Source organism: Microcoleus sp. Pol14D4, from assembly GCF_036701245.1.
GTDB lineage: Bacteria > Cyanobacteriota > Cyanobacteriia > Cyanobacteriales > Microcoleaceae > Microcoleus.
In genome coordinates this window covers 1-16,583 of record NZ_JAUBQM010000108.1, presented here as the reverse complement: position 1 = coordinate 16,583, position 16,583 = coordinate 1, and the positions used below count along the sequence as shown (strand labels likewise).

The 16,583-nt window shown below is 49.0% G+C and carries 14 protein-coding genes; 5 read left to right on the top strand and 9 right to left on the bottom strand.

Features of this window, described 5'->3' with window-relative positions:
* Positions 1-173: 173 nt before the first annotated feature.
* Entirely contained in the window at positions 174-968 is a 795-nt protein-coding gene (locus QUA33_RS25560; RefSeq protein ID WP_333152261.1) for a YdcF family protein, read from the top strand.
* Positions 969-1,109: 141 nt separating this feature from the next.
* Positions 1,110-1,343: a hypothetical protein gene (locus QUA33_RS25555; protein ID WP_242722513.1), complete on the top strand. Its 234-nt coding sequence runs from the start codon at positions 1,110-1,112 to the stop codon at positions 1,341-1,343.
* Positions 1,344-1,627: 284 nt separating this feature from the next.
* On the opposite strand, the gene QUA33_RS25550 is transcribed toward QUA33_RS25555, so the two are convergent.
* Entirely contained in the window at positions 1,628-1,861 is a 234-nt protein-coding gene (locus tag QUA33_RS25550) for a ferredoxin-thioredoxin reductase variable chain (RefSeq protein WP_006635793.1), read from the bottom strand.
* Between the two features lie 277 nt (positions 1,862-2,138).
* Complete coding sequence (locus QUA33_RS25545; protein ID WP_333152259.1) at positions 2,139-4,907, bottom strand: DUF3536 domain-containing protein; 2,769 nt, start codon at positions 4,905-4,907, stop codon at positions 2,139-2,141.
* A 615-nt stretch (positions 4,908-5,522) separates the two neighbouring features.
* Here QUA33_RS25545 and QUA33_RS25540 point away from each other — a divergent pair.
* The gene (locus QUA33_RS25540; protein WP_333152257.1) at positions 5,523-5,675 is read left to right on the top strand and encodes a hypothetical protein; all 153 of its coding nucleotides are present in this window, start codon (positions 5,523-5,525) and stop codon (positions 5,673-5,675) included.
* 297 nt (positions 5,676-5,972) lie between these two features.
* Here QUA33_RS25540 and QUA33_RS25535 read toward each other — a convergent pair whose 3' ends face one another.
* The 7 genes from QUA33_RS25535 to QUA33_RS25505 form a co-directional block, all read right to left on the bottom strand.
* Positions 5,973-6,788, bottom strand: a complete 816-nt coding sequence (locus QUA33_RS25535) for an alpha/beta hydrolase (protein ID WP_333152255.1) — start codon at positions 6,786-6,788, stop codon at positions 5,973-5,975.
* A gap of 254 nt (positions 6,789-7,042) precedes the next feature.
* On the bottom strand, positions 7,043-8,242 hold the full coding sequence (locus QUA33_RS25530; protein ID WP_333152252.1) for an FAD-dependent monooxygenase: 1,200 nt from the start codon (positions 8,240-8,242) through the stop codon (positions 7,043-7,045).
* 341 nt (positions 8,243-8,583) lie between these two features.
* Complete coding sequence (locus tag QUA33_RS25525; RefSeq protein WP_333152250.1) at positions 8,584-8,925, bottom strand: hypothetical protein; 342 nt, start codon at positions 8,923-8,925, stop codon at positions 8,584-8,586.
* Positions 8,925-9,284 carry a hypothetical protein gene (locus QUA33_RS25520; RefSeq protein ID WP_333152248.1) on the bottom strand — a complete coding sequence of 120 codons (360 nt, stop codon included), beginning with the start codon at positions 9,282-9,284 and terminating at the stop codon, positions 8,925-8,927. The genes QUA33_RS25525 and QUA33_RS25520 overlap by 1 nt, the downstream gene beginning before the upstream one ends.
* A gap of 1 nt (position 9,285) precedes the next feature.
* Positions 9,286-10,500, bottom strand: a complete 1,215-nt coding sequence (locus QUA33_RS25515) for a divalent metal cation transporter (protein WP_333152246.1) — start codon at positions 10,498-10,500, stop codon at positions 9,286-9,288.
* Positions 10,497-10,892, bottom strand: coding sequence for a hypothetical protein (locus QUA33_RS25510; RefSeq protein ID WP_333152243.1), 396 nt, complete (start codon positions 10,890-10,892; stop codon positions 10,497-10,499). Before QUA33_RS25510 ends, QUA33_RS25515 begins: the two co-directional genes overlap by 4 nt.
* A gap of 158 nt (positions 10,893-11,050) precedes the next feature.
* Positions 11,051-11,845, bottom strand: coding sequence for an SDR family oxidoreductase (locus QUA33_RS25505; protein ID WP_333152242.1), 795 nt, complete (start codon positions 11,843-11,845; stop codon positions 11,051-11,053).
* A gap of 316 nt (positions 11,846-12,161) precedes the next feature.
* Here QUA33_RS25505 and cax point away from each other — a divergent pair, with 316 nt between their 5' ends.
* Complete coding sequence (gene cax, locus QUA33_RS25500; RefSeq protein ID WP_333040146.1) at positions 12,162-13,283, top strand: calcium/proton exchanger; 1,122 nt, start codon at positions 12,162-12,164, stop codon at positions 13,281-13,283.
* A 1,113-nt stretch (positions 13,284-14,396) separates the two neighbouring features.
* Complete coding sequence (locus tag QUA33_RS25495) at positions 14,397-16,466, top strand: serine/threonine-protein kinase (RefSeq protein ID WP_333152240.1); 2,070 nt, start codon at positions 14,397-14,399, stop codon at positions 16,464-16,466.
* The last annotated feature ends 117 nt before the right edge of the window (positions 16,467-16,583 follow it).

Genomic DNA, 16,583 nt, shown 5'->3' with positions numbered 1-16,583 from the left:
ATACGTAAATACCACGTTTTTATATTTGTCTTTTTGTCAAGTACAATTTATACTAAATTAGATGAGCTTACCCTGCTCCCGCCACTTAAATTACTAATTACAGATTAGCGACTAACGATCGCTCATTACCCATTACCCATTACCGCTAACGATCAATTTGAATTACTTGCTTAATGTTTGTATTTCTATCGAAACTCCTGCCGCTGTTTATTTATCCTTTGGGGTTGAGTTGCCTGTTAATGATGGCGGCTTTAATCACACTTTGGAAGCGTCCCAAATGGGCGGCGGTGCCAATTGCTGCGGCTCTAATTATTTTACTCCTCGGAAGTAGCGGTTGGGTTTCAAAATCGTTAGTTCGAGCGCTCGAATGGCAAAACTTACCAACCGCCGAACTCCCACAAGCTGAAGCGATAATCGTCTTGGGCGGCGGTGTCAAAGCAGCTTTACCTCCCCGTCCTTGGGTAGAATTAGCGGAAGCGGGCGATCGAATAATCTACGGTTCCCGACTTTACCGGCAAGGCAAAGCTTCCCTGCTAATTCTCAGCGGCGGTAGAGTAGATTGGAAAGGCGGCGGGGCTCCAGAATCGGCAGACATGGCAGAAATTGCCCAAACAATGGGTGTACCGGCATCAGCAATTCTGCAAGACCCCGATTCAAATAACACTTATCAAAATGCTGTCAACGTGCGGAAAATTTTAGATGCTAAAGGCATAAAAGGGCCGGTTTTGCTAGTGACATCGGCGATGCACATGACTCGATCGCTCTTAATTTTCCAGCGTCAGGGAATAAAAGCAATTGCAGCGCCAACAGACTTTCAGATAACCCAGCAGGATATCGCAGCATCCGAAAGAAATTGGCAAGCAGTCGCCTTGAATTTATTGCCGGATACCTATGAGTTAAACCAGTCAACTAAAGCTTTGAAAGAATACATCGGCATCATCGTTTATCGCCTGCGGGGATGGCTTTAACATAATTTTAGATTTGGGATTTTGGGTGGAAGAATTTAAGTAGTCTCAACTGTTAAGTCACTTCCCAAATCCAAAATTGATTCAGTGTGCTAGCTTAAAGTCAATACAGCCAATATTAGCCACCGTCGCCCCCAAACAATCATGCTGCCCCACGAGTTGCAAAACATTGCCCCAGAACCGACTCCCGCGGCCGAAATTTTTCAGAGACACCAAATTGTCCGCGAGTTTTACGACGAAATTAAGTACCGTCAAGAACTAGAACTTCACTGCCAGTGGTATTACGCTACAGCCAAGCAGCATCAGCAGGAATTGCAGAAAATGCAGGGAGATTGGAATATTTTAGGTTGGTTTAGCCGCGGGCGGTCGAAAAATTAAGGGTTAAATAAAAAAGATGGTTTGTAGTAAGGAGTTTAGCCCTGCCGATCGACTAAAAGCTACAGAAAAAACTGAAGTCCTCACTACAAACTGTACAACAGCTATATGACTCCCGCCCAAAAACGAATACTTGCTTTCCGACAGGAGTCGCTATCGGCGGAAAATTTTAGACCCTAGTTCAAGCTTCCAGATTCATCTGTGGAGTAAATCTAAAATCTAAAATCTAAAATCGACTGACCGGATTTGATATTGTCTTTGGGCTCCGGCTTCAAATTTTGAGACAGCTAGACTTCCGAAGATATCAATTCGACCTCATCCTCTTTCAGGTGAGCTCGAAATTTTTTGTCAAATTGTACTAGAATCGGCCAATTAGCACTGACAGGTCGGCCGTGCCATTCGTGAACGATCGCCACGACTTCTCCTTCCATACCCTTAATATCAAATGGTTGACTGCGATTTTCAGGATGGTGGTAGACAACAACAGAGTTTTTAATGCAAACGCGATCGCCAACTTTCATAGACTTATATTTAGTGTTCTCTCTTCAAAACTCTGCAAAGCCTACGGGTGCTTAACACTTGTAGGCTTTGCCGACAGTTTTCTTATCTTCCCACAAGTAGAGCGAAAACTTAAACAAAGTTGGCGGTTCCCTGTCGGTGCTTCGATCCCCAGCCGCGATCCACGTCAGCCAAAATGTCGATCCATTCTCGGTTGAACCCGCAGGCCCGATCGGCTTTTAAAGCTCGATCGGGCGGATTCTCATGGGCGGGAATAGACGCAGGCTAATCGGGAAACTGTTAACTTAACTGATTTAACCAGCACTCAACATCAACAGCCAAGGTTTGACCCAACTCCAGCAACTGCCGGATCGAAGACAACTCCCAGCCGCCGCCTGAACGTGCAATCTCCAAGGCAACAGCAGCCCCCGCAGTTTCGCCCGCCGAGGCATCTTGCCGTTGCAGCCAGCCCAAACACAGAGGCACAATTTGACTGTACAGAGAATCGAAATACAGTTCCTGCGATTTGTCCAAACACAAACCCAGACTCAGCCGATCGCCCACCGCAATCAAACGTTCGATCGTGCGGATCTCAGATTCTAACTCGACAGGCGAGCGATTCTCCACACCCGATCCTGCTTGCAGCAGCGCGTCTAGCGATCGCCAAACCAGCTTTTCCAAAATTTCCTTGACTTCGGGAACGTTCAACCGACAGCGGAGATGGCCGCTTTCAGTGGCGATCGCCTCAATTTCGGCCAGCAGCGGTTCCAGATCCTCCGTTTCCACTTCCAGGGCCTTGGCCGCCGTCAAACAGCGGTGTCCCAAAGCCACCTCAGCAGCTACCTGCAACTCTACCGGCACCGGCAACTCGTCTCGGTGGAACGCCATCATCACCCCGTAATTTTCGCGGTAAACCTGAGTGTAAAGCTGATCCAACCGAGTCAAATTTTCCTGACTCAGCAACTGGACGATCCGGTGGCGTTCCTCAGCGAATAAATCCCGCAAGCTAAAGGACTGATCCCCAAACAGCCGCACCATTTCCAGAATCGCGTGGGCTGCCGAAGCTTCTTGCATAACTCCAAACAACCGCTCTTTGAGCATAGTGTAAGACCGGCGGCTGCCAAAAGGCTGAATGCAGCAGTGGAAGTCCCAGCCGCCGAGGTGCAGCGCAGCAAACACAAAAATCTCTGTTTCCCGCGTAATTTCCGAGGTTAACTGCAATTGACCCACTGCCAGAGTCATCGATCCCATGCGCTGAATTTGGAAATCTTGCTGGTCGGCCTGATAGCAGTAAACTCGCTGTTCGCGGGGATATTTGGCAAACAGAGAACTGATCGCGTAGTGGGCGGCCACTTGTCGGAGACTAATTTGGGCTGTCACCACCAGTTGGCGGTAAACTTCGGCCCCTGTTGTGAAACAGTAAACGTTGCTGGGTACGAGGGCTAGTCGATCGACAAAATCCTTTTCTAGCTGCACGCCGGTAACTTCGCCCGCCAATTCCAGCGCCCGGGCCGCGTAGCGCAGAATTTGCACGCCTTCTGGCCGGGAGATTTCTTCAAAAAACCAGCCGCAGCTAGTGAACATTAACAGGGTGTGGCGCTGCATTTCCAGCAGTCGCAGGGCGTCCACCTGTTCGGAGGCATCGAGGGGGCGCACTTGATGGCGTTCGAGGAAACTGTCAACATTAGTCGGCGATCGATCGCGGATGACCTCAATATATTCATCTCTGGCTTTCCAGGGATCGCACAACAGCTTGCGCCCCGCTTCTTCGTAAATCGGAATCAGTCGATCGCGCAGCCAATTGAGAGTATCCCGGAGAGGGCGGCGCCATTTTTGGTTCCACTCGCCGCCGCCACCGCAGCCGCAATCATCTTGCCAGCGATCGACCCCGTGAGAGCAACTCCAGGCCGTTACGGGTTTGAGTTCAACTTCCCAAGCGCTCGGATTTTGACTTAAATAATGAGCAAAATTCGTCACCGTCCAGCCTCGGCGGGGGAACTCTTCTGTGAAGGCGTAGGCGAGGCATTTTTCGGTACCGTTTTTGTGGTGGCCGAAAGTTTCGCCGTCCGTCGCCACGCAGATTAATTGAGCCGGTCGGTGGTCTCCCCGTACTGCTTGACCCAACCGGCCTGCCAAGTGGTGGCTGCTGCTGAGAACGTCATTGAAGCCCATATCCCGCGAGATGGGGCCGTCGTAAAAAAAGATATCAATGTAGGGAGTGTTGGCAGGTGGGGCTTCGGAATTTTGGAAGTGTCTGCGGCCAAAATGGTGAGAGCTCAGTGGCGAGAGTTGGTGGTCAGCCATTAACCGCATTTCTGGTTTCAAATAGCAGCGGTACGGGCGAGTCGGATCGATTTGACCGCCGCCGACTTCGTGCCATTCGGAATTTTCCGCTGGTTCTCCTTCGTGGTTTTGCCCGATTAGCGGGCGGCAGCGTTCGGCTTGGGAGGGGGCTAAGACAATGAAGCGGATGCCTTCAGCGACTAAAACTTCGAGGGTGGCGTAGTCTACGGCGGTTTCGGCGAGCCACATTCCTTCGGGCTCGCGACCGAACCGGGAGCGAAAATCTGCGATCCCCCAGCGAATTTGGGTGTATTTGTCTCGCTCGTTAGCCAGCGGCATGATGATGTGATTGTATACTTGGGCGATCGCGTTGCCGTGACCGTTGAGGCGCTGACAGCTTTTGCGATCTGCCTCCAGAATCCGCTGGTAGACTTCCGCGTCGTAGCGTTCGAGCCAGCTCATCAGGGTCGGCCCGATGTTGAAGCTCATGTACTCGTAGTTGTTAACGATCCCCGTGACTTCCCCGCGATCGTTGAGTATGCGGGCAAAGGCGTTGGGGCGGTAGCACTCGATGTCAATCCGTTCGTTCCAGTCGTGGGCGGGAGAGGCGCTGGCTTGGCGTTCGATCGCGTCCAGGTAAGGGTTTTCCCGGGGCGGCTGGTAAAAGTGACCGTGAACCGTCACGCACACCCCAGTTGCAGCCGCCGCACTGCTTTGGGTTGCAGCAGTTACGGTTGGCGAAGACAAAGGTACCACATCAGATTGAGTTGTAGAAATCGAAACCATGCGATCGAATCCTCAAGTAGTTAAAGACAATAAAACCAGCCTAATAACAAACTGAAACCTTACGCAGCAAGAGTTACAGCTAGGCATCTGTTAGGGCTAAATTTGGCTGACAAGTTTTGATACATTTGTAGTATTGCGAGCAAAGCATTCGTTCCAAGATGCCAACCGTCGATCCCTGGGTTTTTCTGCCAATGCTTTGCTGTTGAAAGACTTAAAAAAGGTAGCTTTTGCTGCTTTTTGGCACTTGCGACCCATTTCGGGTTCGTGCTTGCAGGGCTGCTCATTGAGATTTTGATTTACATAGCTGGATTTTAAAGTCTTATTCAGTAAATAGCAAGTTTTCGCCGGAAAGATTTAATTTTTGGCAATAAATCTTGGCGGTTGTGGATATCGGTTTAATGCCCGATCGATTTATAGAATAAGAGTTTTGCCTGAGTTTCGCATCATACTTTAGGTGCTTTTTACCTAAGTTCTGGAGAAGTTAGGCCGGTTGGGTTAGGGCGGGGGAGATTTGCTGCAAATGTACTTTCCAGAAGAGTTGTAACACTTGTGCGGAGTCAAAAGGCAACAAAAAAGCAAAACGGTAAGTGTTAGGTTTTAACTCCTGAGAGGTATGTGAGGGCGGAGGGGAAGGAGGAGCAGGAGGAGGAGGGTTTGGACGAGAAGATGCTGCATTTGACGGCGAAGTTGGAGAGGCAATTTGCCGAGAGTGCCAAGTTAGAGGCGATGATTCCGGAAAATCTGCCGAGGGTGAGTTCTGGCGGATAGTTCGTCAATTGCTGAAGATTATCATGATTTTTTGCGAGAACTTAAGGAAGGTATTGTGCAATATCAAGTGCGGGCAGTACTTTTTAGGCAAAGAAGCGCAATAGCGAGAATTAGAGAAAGCTTTAATCGATCGCAGCCGCGATTTTTTACTAGAGTTGAGTGGGGAATTTGCCTTAAATCAATAAATTAATTAAGGGAAGCAGAAACCTAATTATGTTAACTTCAAACAATTTTAAGAGATACCTGGCTCAGTTTAATGGTAAGAGATTCACAAATGATTTAGGATTGCTATATATATTAAACACCTTCCAAACAGATATCAAGTTCCCTAGCAAAGGCCTCTGGTGCATCCAGCATCAGCCAGTGTCCGGTGTCGGGGATCGTAGTTGTCGTCAGTGTGGGACGGAGGATGTGGAGGCTGAAGGGAAAAGTGTTTGAGGGAGCAATAATGGCGTGGGCTCGTGTTCCAGGGGCTGCTAGGTAGCGATCGAGAGCATCAACAGCTTCAAAGGCAAACATCCCGCGAGACATTCCAGACAGACAATCCTGTGGAGTCGCCGCCAACCAAGCGAGAACCCGATCGCGCGTCTGGGCCCTGCTTCCTGTCAGCGCCTCATTGAAGCTGGTTTCCACAGCAGCCCGCCAATCATCCGTCTCCAGAGCCCTCTGGTAGGGGACGATGCGTTCCTCGTGCACTTCTGCAGGCACCTTGGTAAAATCTCCAGGTGGGTCTGCCAGAATCAACTGCGCGATGCGGTGCGGTGTGGCGGCTGCTGTGGCGAGGGCAATACAAGCACCGAAACTGTGCCCGACGATCGCCACTCGATCGAGTCCCAGCCCATCCAGTACCGCCAAAACATCCGCTGCACAGGAGGCGGGCGCATAGTTGCCGTCCTCCGGCGGTGCAGAATCGCCGTGTCCCCGCATATCAAGGGCGATCGCGCGTCGGGTACGCGCTACATGAGCAAGCTGCGCCTCCCAGATGCTCGCAGAAACCGTCATACCGTGCACGAACAGCACCGGCAGCGCTTCCGACTCCCCAGCGGTGACAGGGGGGCTGGCTTCGATGATGTGAATATTGCCGATCGGTCCTTTGATAGCTGTCGATCGCATAAAATCTTCTCCTAAGTTTTATAGTCCTAGACGGACGGGTAGTCAGAAACCGGATTTTTCGCAAAAATACTCGGTTATATCAAATCCGTTAACATCGGAATTATTATCTCTCTCTTCTCTTTCTCTGTGTCCTCTGTGCCCTCTGTGGTTTAATCATTCCGATACAACCGGAATTGATATTAGAGCATCGCAGAAAAGGTAAAAACCCGGTTTCTTTGGTTGGGACGGGTAAGTCAGGTTTCAATTTCCTCATTTTACACAACCAATTTTACATCTGTTACTCCTTGACGCAATTCATACTGTCCTTTTACCCAAAATTGTTTAATTTTTTCACCCAAAAACGGAGCAGCTTGCATCATCAATAAACGCACTAATCCATTTTTTCGCAGTTGTTCGCCTTTCCACGCTTCTTGTGCTTGAAGTTGTTGGGCGCGAATAATTTCCGGTTCCCGTTCTGCCTGAATCCGCGATAATGCTAAGTCAATATCCTCGCAATTAGCCCCTGCTTTCAATAAAGGTACAAGGTGATTGGCGGCAACAATTACATCGCGGAACGCCATGTTAATTCCTTGAGCGCGAACCGGAGACATGGGATGTGCCGCATCCCCCAAAAGTAGTATTCCTGGTCGGTACCAGCGCGGACAGCGACCAACCACAACAGATAATCGCATCGGAGATTCGACCGTATCGGCACTGTTGCGGAAATGTTCTGCCATCCACCCAGGAGATAGCGATGCGAAAGTTTCTGCCCAGTCTGTGTCTTTCCGATCAGTTTTGTCATCTGCAGATAGCACCCAAGCCAGATGAAGCTTTCCTGATTCTGCCCCATGAAAGACACTGAATCCGCTACCGCCATTCAGGATGGAATAAAATACATTATCCGCCACAAACCGAGGATGAGCGGCAAGTTTAAACCACAGAACATCTATACTATTCTGCTGTTTTACTAACTCTAATTCTGCACGCTGTCGTACAACCGAGTTTCTACCATCTGTGCCAATCACAAGTGCAGCAGGAATCTCTCGTCCATCTGCTAGTTTTACGCCCGCAATGCGATCGTTGCTGTACAGTAAATCTTTTACGGGAACACCTGAGATAAATTCAAATTCAGGATGCAATTGAGCTTCTGAAATTAGTGTTTCTAGCAAAGGCGGTTGCGATACCAGCGTACAAGGTCGATTTGACCCCATTGGCTCATCAACTCGAAATAGTTGCCGATCGCCCACAACGAACTCCCAGGCATCAATTTGTCGGTGGGGAACACCTTCTAGCATACTGGATAAGCCCATTTGGGCGATCGCATCCAATCCGCTGGGCATTAACCCTTCACCGCGAAACACTCGGTAGGAATCTTTTGCCGCCTCAACCAAGGTTGTGGCAATACCTCGTTTCACCAGCAGCAAGGCAAGTGCCGCACCAGTTGGCCCCGATCCTACAATTACAACTTGCCTCATTGCCATTCCCCATTGCTTTGTAATGTATTTCCAGTTTAATTTCCATCCTAAGAGATAAAGCACTGCCCGCAACTATTCATACACTTCTGCTGAAAAATATTCTGGTAAAGACAGTATTTGTTAGACTAAAATGTTTTATTAACGGTAACAAATTGAGATACATTTACTACAGAATCTTTGGACAAACCCGTAACTTCTATCGGCAACCAAACATTATATCGATAGTGATATGATGCCTCGCCCGCCACAGAAAACATTCAAACCGCTGTCTAACCGATAAATTGCAGGCTAAACCTCAAATCTATCGCAAATGCCTCCACACTGACCATAAAAATTTATGGCTAGTGGGCATCTCTTTCTAACTGTTGGGAAATCTCTTTGAGCGCATCGATCGTGCAAATTAAGCGGGGATGCTCTGGATCTAATAAATCGAGTTGCTCCCAGGGAATACGATATCCCTTATGTAGATTGCGGGCACCCAAAAGATGCAGCAAACCTGCGCCTAAATTCCAGGCAGACAAACGCTCGACGATCGCCGGTATGCCCACCAAATATTCTACAATTACCCAATCGTCGCCTTGCTGCTGAGCACGCACCTCTTCAATGCGTCCAACGCGATTGCCCGTTGAATCAAATACGCATTTACCCAGCAGCAGTTCTAAGTGTAGTTCGCGACTTGCCATCAACTTCCTCCTGGAATGTGTTTAATCACGCGATCGCGCAGCCAGACTTCGTAGGCTAATGCGGGAGTTTGTTCGGCATCGAGATCCACTTCCACATCAATGCCGATGTTTCGCACCTTCGACCAAGCAATGCGAAACGGTTCGGTGTGTTTAGCGCCCCACTTGCTGGCAATCGCGGCAACCCAACGCGCCCAACGGGGATGAAGTCGATGCGCTAAGGTGGTGACTCCTGTTTCAAGATAGGCCAGTCGCGGCGGCTGTCCCTCTACGAGTTCTACAACAATGCCATCGACCTTGCCCATCTTGCGTTGGTTGCGATCGACAATCTGATTATCTAGGACATCTCGAATTACATCCATATCAACCTCCAAGCACTTCTAATGGAATGGCGACGATCGCTAGCACAAAAGCCAGAACCATTGTGAAAATGGTGATACTGTTACTGATCCAGCCGTTGCAATGGTCGCCCACATACTCGCGATCGTTCATCAAGACCAAGAACGGGATAATCGTCACCGGTAAAATTACCGCAGTCAATGCCATTGAAAATAAGGTCAGTTGCAACGGATCGATTCCCACAACCATCAGCAGCGATGCCAGAAATACAAACACTGTGTAAACAAAGCTGAAACGGGCTGCCTCTTTGGGATGCAAACTTTCACCCCAGTTCCAACCAAAAGCCTGCGCCAGAATATAAGCCGTGTCTAAGCTAACTTCCAAAGCCGCTCCAAAACAAGCAACGCCCAGCGATGCAGCAAACAGCACAAATCCCCAATATCCGAAAGGTTGGGTCAACATCAAAGCTGCTTGTTCGTAGCTGTCTACTTGAATTCCTCGCGGGTGCAATACCTGTGCCGCCACAATCAGCACTCCCAGCGAGACGAGGCTACCAAACCCCATGCCTAGCCCAGCAACTGCACGATTTACACCGAGATGCGATCGATCCCATTTATCTTCAACCGCACCCGAGGAGTAGAAGTAAAACAAATAGGGACTAATTAATGCGCCGAGGATGCTGACGGCAATAAACAGATAATGGGCGGTGTCTTGTTGGGGTACGGTTGGCAAAAGTCCTTCAGCAACCGCAGGTAATGCTGGACGAAGCTTGAACGTTGCCACCACAAACGCCAGTGTAATCAGTCCTAGGAAGGAAATGCCGTTTTCAATCAAGCCAAAAGTTCCCTTCCAAAGCAACAGCCAGATTGCAAAGGCAACTGGTAGCGCCCACCATTGAAAGCTAATGCCTGTTACCAGTTGCAGCGCAATACAGACGCCGCCAATTTCAGCACCCAGCACTAAAAAATCGACGATGACCTCGGCAATCAACGGGAATATGAAGAAATTGAAGCCCAATCGTTCGCGAACGGCATCTGCCAAAGTGTGTTTGCTGACTGCCGCGAGGCGACCTGACATTTCGACTAAAGCGATGACACAAATCGTGCCTAGAACGATCGTCCAAATCAACTGAAACTCGAAGCTAGAGCCTGCTTCTGCGGCTGTGGCGATCGCTCCCACATCTAGGAATCCGCCAATACTGGTGACAATACCCAAAGCAATTTCCCGAATCTTGTTCATGACCGGTCTCCCTGCGCTTTGAGCAATGCTTCAAGCTGCTGTTGTTCAGTTGCAAGCTGCGCTAGAGGTGTGGCGATCGCGGCTTTGCGGTGCTGCTTGACGGCCGTTGTCATCTGCTGAAGCGTTTGCTGTAACTGGTATATCTGTCTTGGCAAAGTAGGAGAGTCAGTCAAATCTTTGGTTTCCTTGGCAATTTCCTGCTGGCTCTTTTCCAATGTCTGTTGAGCGTAGAGGTCGGGAATGCTACCCTGTTGCCAAGTCTCTCCCACCATACGAGCTGTCGCTGTCCAAGATTCAACCGTTTTCAGCGTTTTGACCAACTTATGATGGGAGGACGACTGACTACAGCCAGCTAGCACCAGCAGCAGACTGGCGAGTAAAGCTTTTTTCATGGGTGGCGCTCGACTCCTCTAAGCAGTTTTACTAATATTTTCCTGCTTCAAATCGACACTTAACAGCATCCTTAGAGAGATTTATCTCTTTAGGGAGATTGGCATTAGTCCTAGAAAATAAGGTGTTCTGATTTACGATCGCGATCTTACAAATCCGGCTAAACGATCGATCGCACAACACCGCCATCCACTCGCAAAGCAGCCCCGTTTATAGCAGATGATACCGGACTGGCAATAAATGCGACAAGTGCAGCCACCTCCGAAGTCTCCGCAAAACGCTGAATCAGCGAAGAAGGGCGAGTCTTTTCAAAGAACTCTTTCTCCACTTGTTCGCGAGTCACCTTTTGGTTTTCTGCCAATCCTTGAATGAACTCTTCTACTCCTTCCGATCGCGTCGGTCCCGCCAGCACAGAATTAACAGTCACATTGGTGCCAACAGTAGTCTCTGCCAAACCGCGCGCGAGAGAAAGCTGCGCCGTTTTCGTAACTCCGTAGTGAATCATTTCTGCTGGAATGTTGAGCGCCGATTCGCTAGAGATGAAAATAATCCGCCCCCAGTTCTTTGTCAGCATTAATGGCAAATATTGTCGAGCCAGCCGCACCCCGCTCATGACGTTTACTTCTAGAATATTCATCCATTCGCCATCGGAAATATCCTCAAATGCTTTAGCGCCATAAATTCCTAAATTGTTTATCAAAATGTCAACTTCCGGGACTTGGTGAAATAATTCGCCGGCTCCCGTTGCCGTTCCCAAATCGGCAGCGACACCTTGAAGTTTGGCATTTGGAGCAATTTCTTTGATTTGGTCGATCGCCCTTTTTACCCGTTCTTGAGTCCGTCCGTTAACGATAACAGTTGCACCTTCTTTGGCGAGTTCTGTAGCAATTGCCAACCCGATTCCGGCAGTTGAGCCGCTTACCAGTGAAATTTTACCAGAGAGTTTTAGTTCCATTTTTGTTGTTCTCTAAGAGGTATTTTAGTCGGCGGAGCCGGACTTTATAGTTTTAGTTCCATTTTTGTTGTTGTCTAAGAGTTATTTTAGTCGGCGGAGGCGGACTTTGTTTGTGGAGCATCGGGATTCTATAGGGTGGTTTTAAAATGAATTTTTAACCAGGCGTTGACATCACACAGTCCGTAACAAATAGCGATCGCCCCCCCAGCGGGCGATCGCCCCCCAGCATTGAAGCACCCCCAATTCCCTAACCCAACCCATCTTTAAAATTTTCCCGCAGGTTATGATTGACGGTTGGCAGCTTTTGAGAATTTAAATGCTAAACACAAATACAATAATTTCCAGTCTGCTGTTATTTATCCCGGTTTCCATCGCCGGACACTTTCTCGGCTGGGAATCCTCCACAATTTTCATCACCTCGGCTTTAGCCATCATCCCCCTAGCCGCGTGGATGGGGACGGCAACCGAAGAAATCGCCGTCGTCCTCGGTGCCAACTTGGGGGGTTTGCTGAACGCTACCTTCGGAAATGCCACGGAACTGATTATCGGCATCGTCGCCCTCAACGCCGGACTAATAGATGTTGTCAAGGCCAGCATCACCGGTTCAATTATGAGCAACCTGCTGCTGGTGATGGGATTGGCGATGCTGCTGGGGGGCTTGCGCTACAAAGAACAAGATTTTCAGCCGACAGTCGCCCGATTGAATGCTTCAGCGATGAACTTAGCCGTGATTGCCATTTTGGTGCCAACTGCTGTTAATGCCACCTCTATTGGCATCCCTCCGGCAACTATGCAGAACCTCTCTAGCGCTGTTGCTGTAGTGCTGATTGTTGTCTACGTGCTCACGCTGCTGTTTTCGATGAAAACCCACAGTTATCTGTACGATGCAGGGGTAGCAGAAATAGAAATGCTTGAAGAATTAGCCGAAAGTAACTTAGCACCAGACAGTCCTGACCACAAAGTCAATCTGCCGCTGTGGATTGGGGTGCTGTTGGCCTGTACCCTGATGGTAGCTGTCGAGTCGGAACTGTTGGTGGGTACTCTGGAAGAAGCGACGGCGCGTTTGGGGCTGACATCACTGTTTACCGGGGTGATTTTAGTGCCGATTATTGGCAATGCTGCCGAACATACGACGGCGGTGACGGTGGCGATGAAAAATAAAATGGATTTGTCGGTTTCTGTGGCCGTGGGTTCGAGTTTGCAAATTGCTTTGTTTGTGGCCCCGGTGTTGGTTTTGGCAGGTTTTGTCTTGGGCAAACCGATGGACTTGAACTTCAACCCGTTTGAACTTGTAGCGGTTGCTGTGTCGGTGCTAATCGCCAATTCTATCAGTTCTGACGGCAACTCTAACTGGCTAGAAGGTACTTTGCTGTTGGCAGCTTATACGGTTTTGGCGCTGGCGTTCTACTTCCATCCGGTAATTGAGGGACTTGTTTAAAAGGCTTTCTTCTGCTGAAGGAGAGGGAAGAGGGAATCAAGAAGAAGGCAGATTTTTTCACTCGCCCACTCTCCCAGTCGCCTACTCTCACTTCTTTCTTCGAGAGTGGTGGTTGCGATCGTACAATTGAAATGTAGCTGCTCTCTCGTTATTAGTTCTGGTGTGTTTGTACATTATGTGCTCTCATCAGGGATTTGTGACCTCGATCGGCTATGACAAACAACAAAAGCTTTGGCCTCAACCCGATCGTTAGATCGCAGTGCCCCCGGTTATAAAAAAACACGGGATGCTGAAGTCAAGCGAGACTAAAACCTCCCTTGACTTCATAGACGCTGCAAGATTTAAATCAAGGGTACTCATGAGTCTTTTACTGGGTGTGCTACGATCGTCATAAGTTGACAATTGAGTTGGACTAAATAGCCAAAAAGTTCACCAAAGTTAGTCATACTTAACTTGACTGATTAACATTCTGGGCAGTATGATTAAATCAATGCCGAAAAAAAGGCTTAATAATCTGGGAGAGTAAACCGAGCGTGCAAGTCAAAACTGACCAGCCTGTCACAAGGTCGAACGGGAGCCCGCGTTTCGTTAAATAGGTTGAAAATAGTGGATGACTCACGGCTAAAAGCTTCAACTAAAATTAATTCAATTAGGGTGGGCTACATCCGAATTGACGCCTGTGGACAAGAAAGAGCCGACTCCCTTGGGTGAAGCAGGAAACAAACCCTTCAGAAGTAATTCTGATTGAATGGTGAGGCTTAAATAAGTTTAGCCAAGTTTTCTGTAGCCGTAAACGACGGTCGATTTAAAACTAACCAGCCTATAAAAAGGTCGAACGGGATACCACGATTCGTTAAATTGGTTGAAAATAATGGTTAAACAATGGCTAAAAGCTTCCACAATAATAAATAGTTGTATAGACTTCAAAAATAGGGTGCTGCTCCACCCGAATTTACGCCTGTGGACAAGTAAGAGCCGACTCTCTTGGCAGAAGCAGGAATCAGACCCTCTAGATATACTTCTAGTTGAATGGTAAAGCTTAAATAAGCTTAGCCAAGTTTTGTATAGCAGTGTCAAAGTAAAACTTGATAGAGCAACCTCAATCAGGGTTATGTGGCTTCTGTGAGTTATTGCCTCAATCCCAAATGCCCGAATCCTTCCGATCCAGCCAACTCTGGCAAATCCGTGTGTATCCACTGCGGGTCTGAACTTTTGTTGCAAGGTCGATATCGGCTAGTCGCGCCTCTCGGAGGCGGCGGCTTTGGCAGAACATTTGAAGTGGACGACAACGGCGCCCGAAGAGTGCTCAAAGTCCTGCTCAAAGAACATCCCAAAGCTGTAGAACTGTTTAAGCAAGAAGCCGACGTATTGGTCAGGCTCAGACATCCAGGTATTCCAAAAGTCGATCGCGACGGTTATTTTACATTTACACCCGCTAACAGCACAGAGTCTTTTCACTGTCTGGTGATGGAGAAAATTGCTGGGGCCAATTTGCAAGACTGGCTGAAACATCGGGGCCGCCCCATCAGTCAAGAACAAGCTGTGAACTGGCTCAAACAACTGTCGGAAATTTTAGACCAAGTTCACCGCCTCAACTATTTCCATCGGGATATCAAGCCGCACAATATTATGTGCAAGCCAAACGGGCAGTTAGTGCTGATTGACTTCGGGACTGCTCGGGAAGTGTCGGCGACTTATTTCGCTAAGGTGGGTCAGGGGCAAAATGTGACTGGTATTGTTTCCCCCGGCTACACGCCGCCCGAACAAACTAATGGCAAGGCTGTTCCGCAATCGGATTTTTTTGCTCTGGGGCGCACTTTTGTTTATTTGCTGACTGGAAAGCCGCCGACTGCCTTTCCAGAGAACCCGCGCACGGGCAGATTAATGTGGCGCAAAGGAGCTCCTCAGGTTTCCGACGCAGTGGCTAATGTAATCGATTATCTGATGGCGCCTTTTCCGGGAAATCGACCTCAAAGTCCGCAGATGGTTTTGCAGTGCTTGGAGGAAATTAATCTCGATGGCGCGGAAAGCCAGTTGCCGACTCAGTTGCCGACGACGGGGCAAACTAAAATTCGCGCAACTGCCGGGGAGGCTGGGGCGAAAAAGCAGACTTCTGTAAACCGCCTCAGACCTCTGAATTCGGGATTGAACAAGACCGAGAAAGATGTTTTTGATTGGAAACAGAAGTTGCTGGCGGGCACGGCTGTTTTGATGCTGGGTATTGGCGCGTCTCAAATATACGGTTCGCTGCGTTACGGGGTGTTTCCGGCAAACCCGGTGTGGCTGCTTTCTAGTTTACCTAGCAGTCAGTTTTTGCAAAGAAGTTTGGATAATAAAGGGAGTGTAAATGCGATCGCCCTGTCCCCCGACGGTCAAACTTTGGTCAGCGCCAGCATTGGGACGATTAAAATTTGGAATGTGAGGACGGGACGCCTCCTGGTGCCGCCTCTCAAGTCGGTGCCTTCTAAAACATCTGTTAACACGCTGGCGGTGAGCCCGGACAGCTCGATTTTGGCCAGCGGCGGCGACAAGAATGTGATTCTCTGGGATTTGAAGACGGGGCGGCGGATGCGGACGATTCCCGCTCACAAAGCCGCCGTCAACGCCATCGCTTTTAGCAGGGACGGTCAAACTCTCGCTAGCGGCAGCGATGACAAAACTATTCGCTTGTGGGATGTCAAAACCGGCAGCAGGTTGCGGACTTTGAGCGGCCACACCGGAGGAGTAAACGCGATCGCTTTGAGCCGGGACGGTAAAACTCTGGCTAGCGGCAGCGATGACAAGACTGTGCGTTTGTGGAATCTCGGCACCGGAGAAGTCAGAAGAATTATCACAGGTCACGGGGGCGCGGTTAATGCTGTGGCTTTTAGCCCAAACGGGAAAATTGTGGCTAGCGCTAGCACCGACAATACGATCCGCTTGTCGAACGTCCAAGACGGGAAGCGCACCCGCACTTTTAAAGGGCATTCGAGTTCGGTGAGGACGATCGCCTTTAGCCCGGACAGTCGCACTTTGATTAGCGGGGGCGGAGATATTATAGTTTGGGATTTGAAGACGGGAAAAGAAAGAAGCACTCTTTCTGGTCACAGTCAGTTTGTGAGTTCTGTTGCTATTGCCAGAGATAGCAAGACTTTTGTGAGCGGCAGTCCCGATCGCACTATTAAGATTTGGCGAATGCCATAATTATTAGTTATTGGTTATTGGTTATTTGTGATTAGAAGAGTGGGCGTTGCTGAACTATGGTATGATGAAGTTGTCCTCTGAGCGTCAAAAATAACACATATTTCCAAAAAAATATTA

Coding starts and splice junctions, on each gene's coding strand:
- QUA33_RS25560 (WP_333152261.1), top strand. CDS start 174: ATGTTTGTATTTCTATCGAAACTCCTGCCGCTGTTTATTTATCCTTTG.
- QUA33_RS25555 (WP_242722513.1), top strand. CDS start 1,110: ATGCTGCCCCACGAGTTGCAAAACATTGCCCCAGAACCGACTCCCGCG.
- QUA33_RS25550 (WP_006635793.1), bottom strand. CDS start 1,861: ATGAAAGTTGGCGATCGCGTTTGCATTAAAAACTCTGTTGTTGTCTAC.
- QUA33_RS25545 (WP_333152259.1), bottom strand. CDS start 4,907: ATGGTTTCGATTTCTACAACTCAATCTGATGTGGTACCTTTGTCTTCG.
- QUA33_RS25535 (WP_333152255.1), bottom strand. CDS start 6,788: ATGCGATCGACAGCTATCAAAGGACCGATCGGCAATATTCACATCATC.
- QUA33_RS25530 (WP_333152252.1), bottom strand. CDS start 8,242: ATGAGGCAAGTTGTAATTGTAGGATCGGGGCCAACTGGTGCGGCACTT.
- QUA33_RS25525 (WP_333152250.1), bottom strand. CDS start 8,925: ATGGCAAGTCGCGAACTACACTTAGAACTGCTGCTGGGTAAATGCGTA.
- QUA33_RS25520 (WP_333152248.1), bottom strand. CDS start 9,284: ATGGATGTAATTCGAGATGTCCTAGATAATCAGATTGTCGATCGCAAC.
- QUA33_RS25515 (WP_333152246.1), bottom strand. CDS start 10,500: ATGAACAAGATTCGGGAAATTGCTTTGGGTATTGTCACCAGTATTGGC.
- QUA33_RS25510 (WP_333152243.1), bottom strand. CDS start 10,892: ATGAAAAAAGCTTTACTCGCCAGTCTGCTGCTGGTGCTAGCTGGCTGT.
- QUA33_RS25505 (WP_333152242.1), bottom strand. CDS start 11,845: ATGGAACTAAAACTCTCTGGTAAAATTTCACTGGTAAGCGGCTCAACT.
- cax (WP_333040146.1), top strand. CDS start 12,162: ATGCTAAACACAAATACAATAATTTCCAGTCTGCTGTTATTTATCCCG.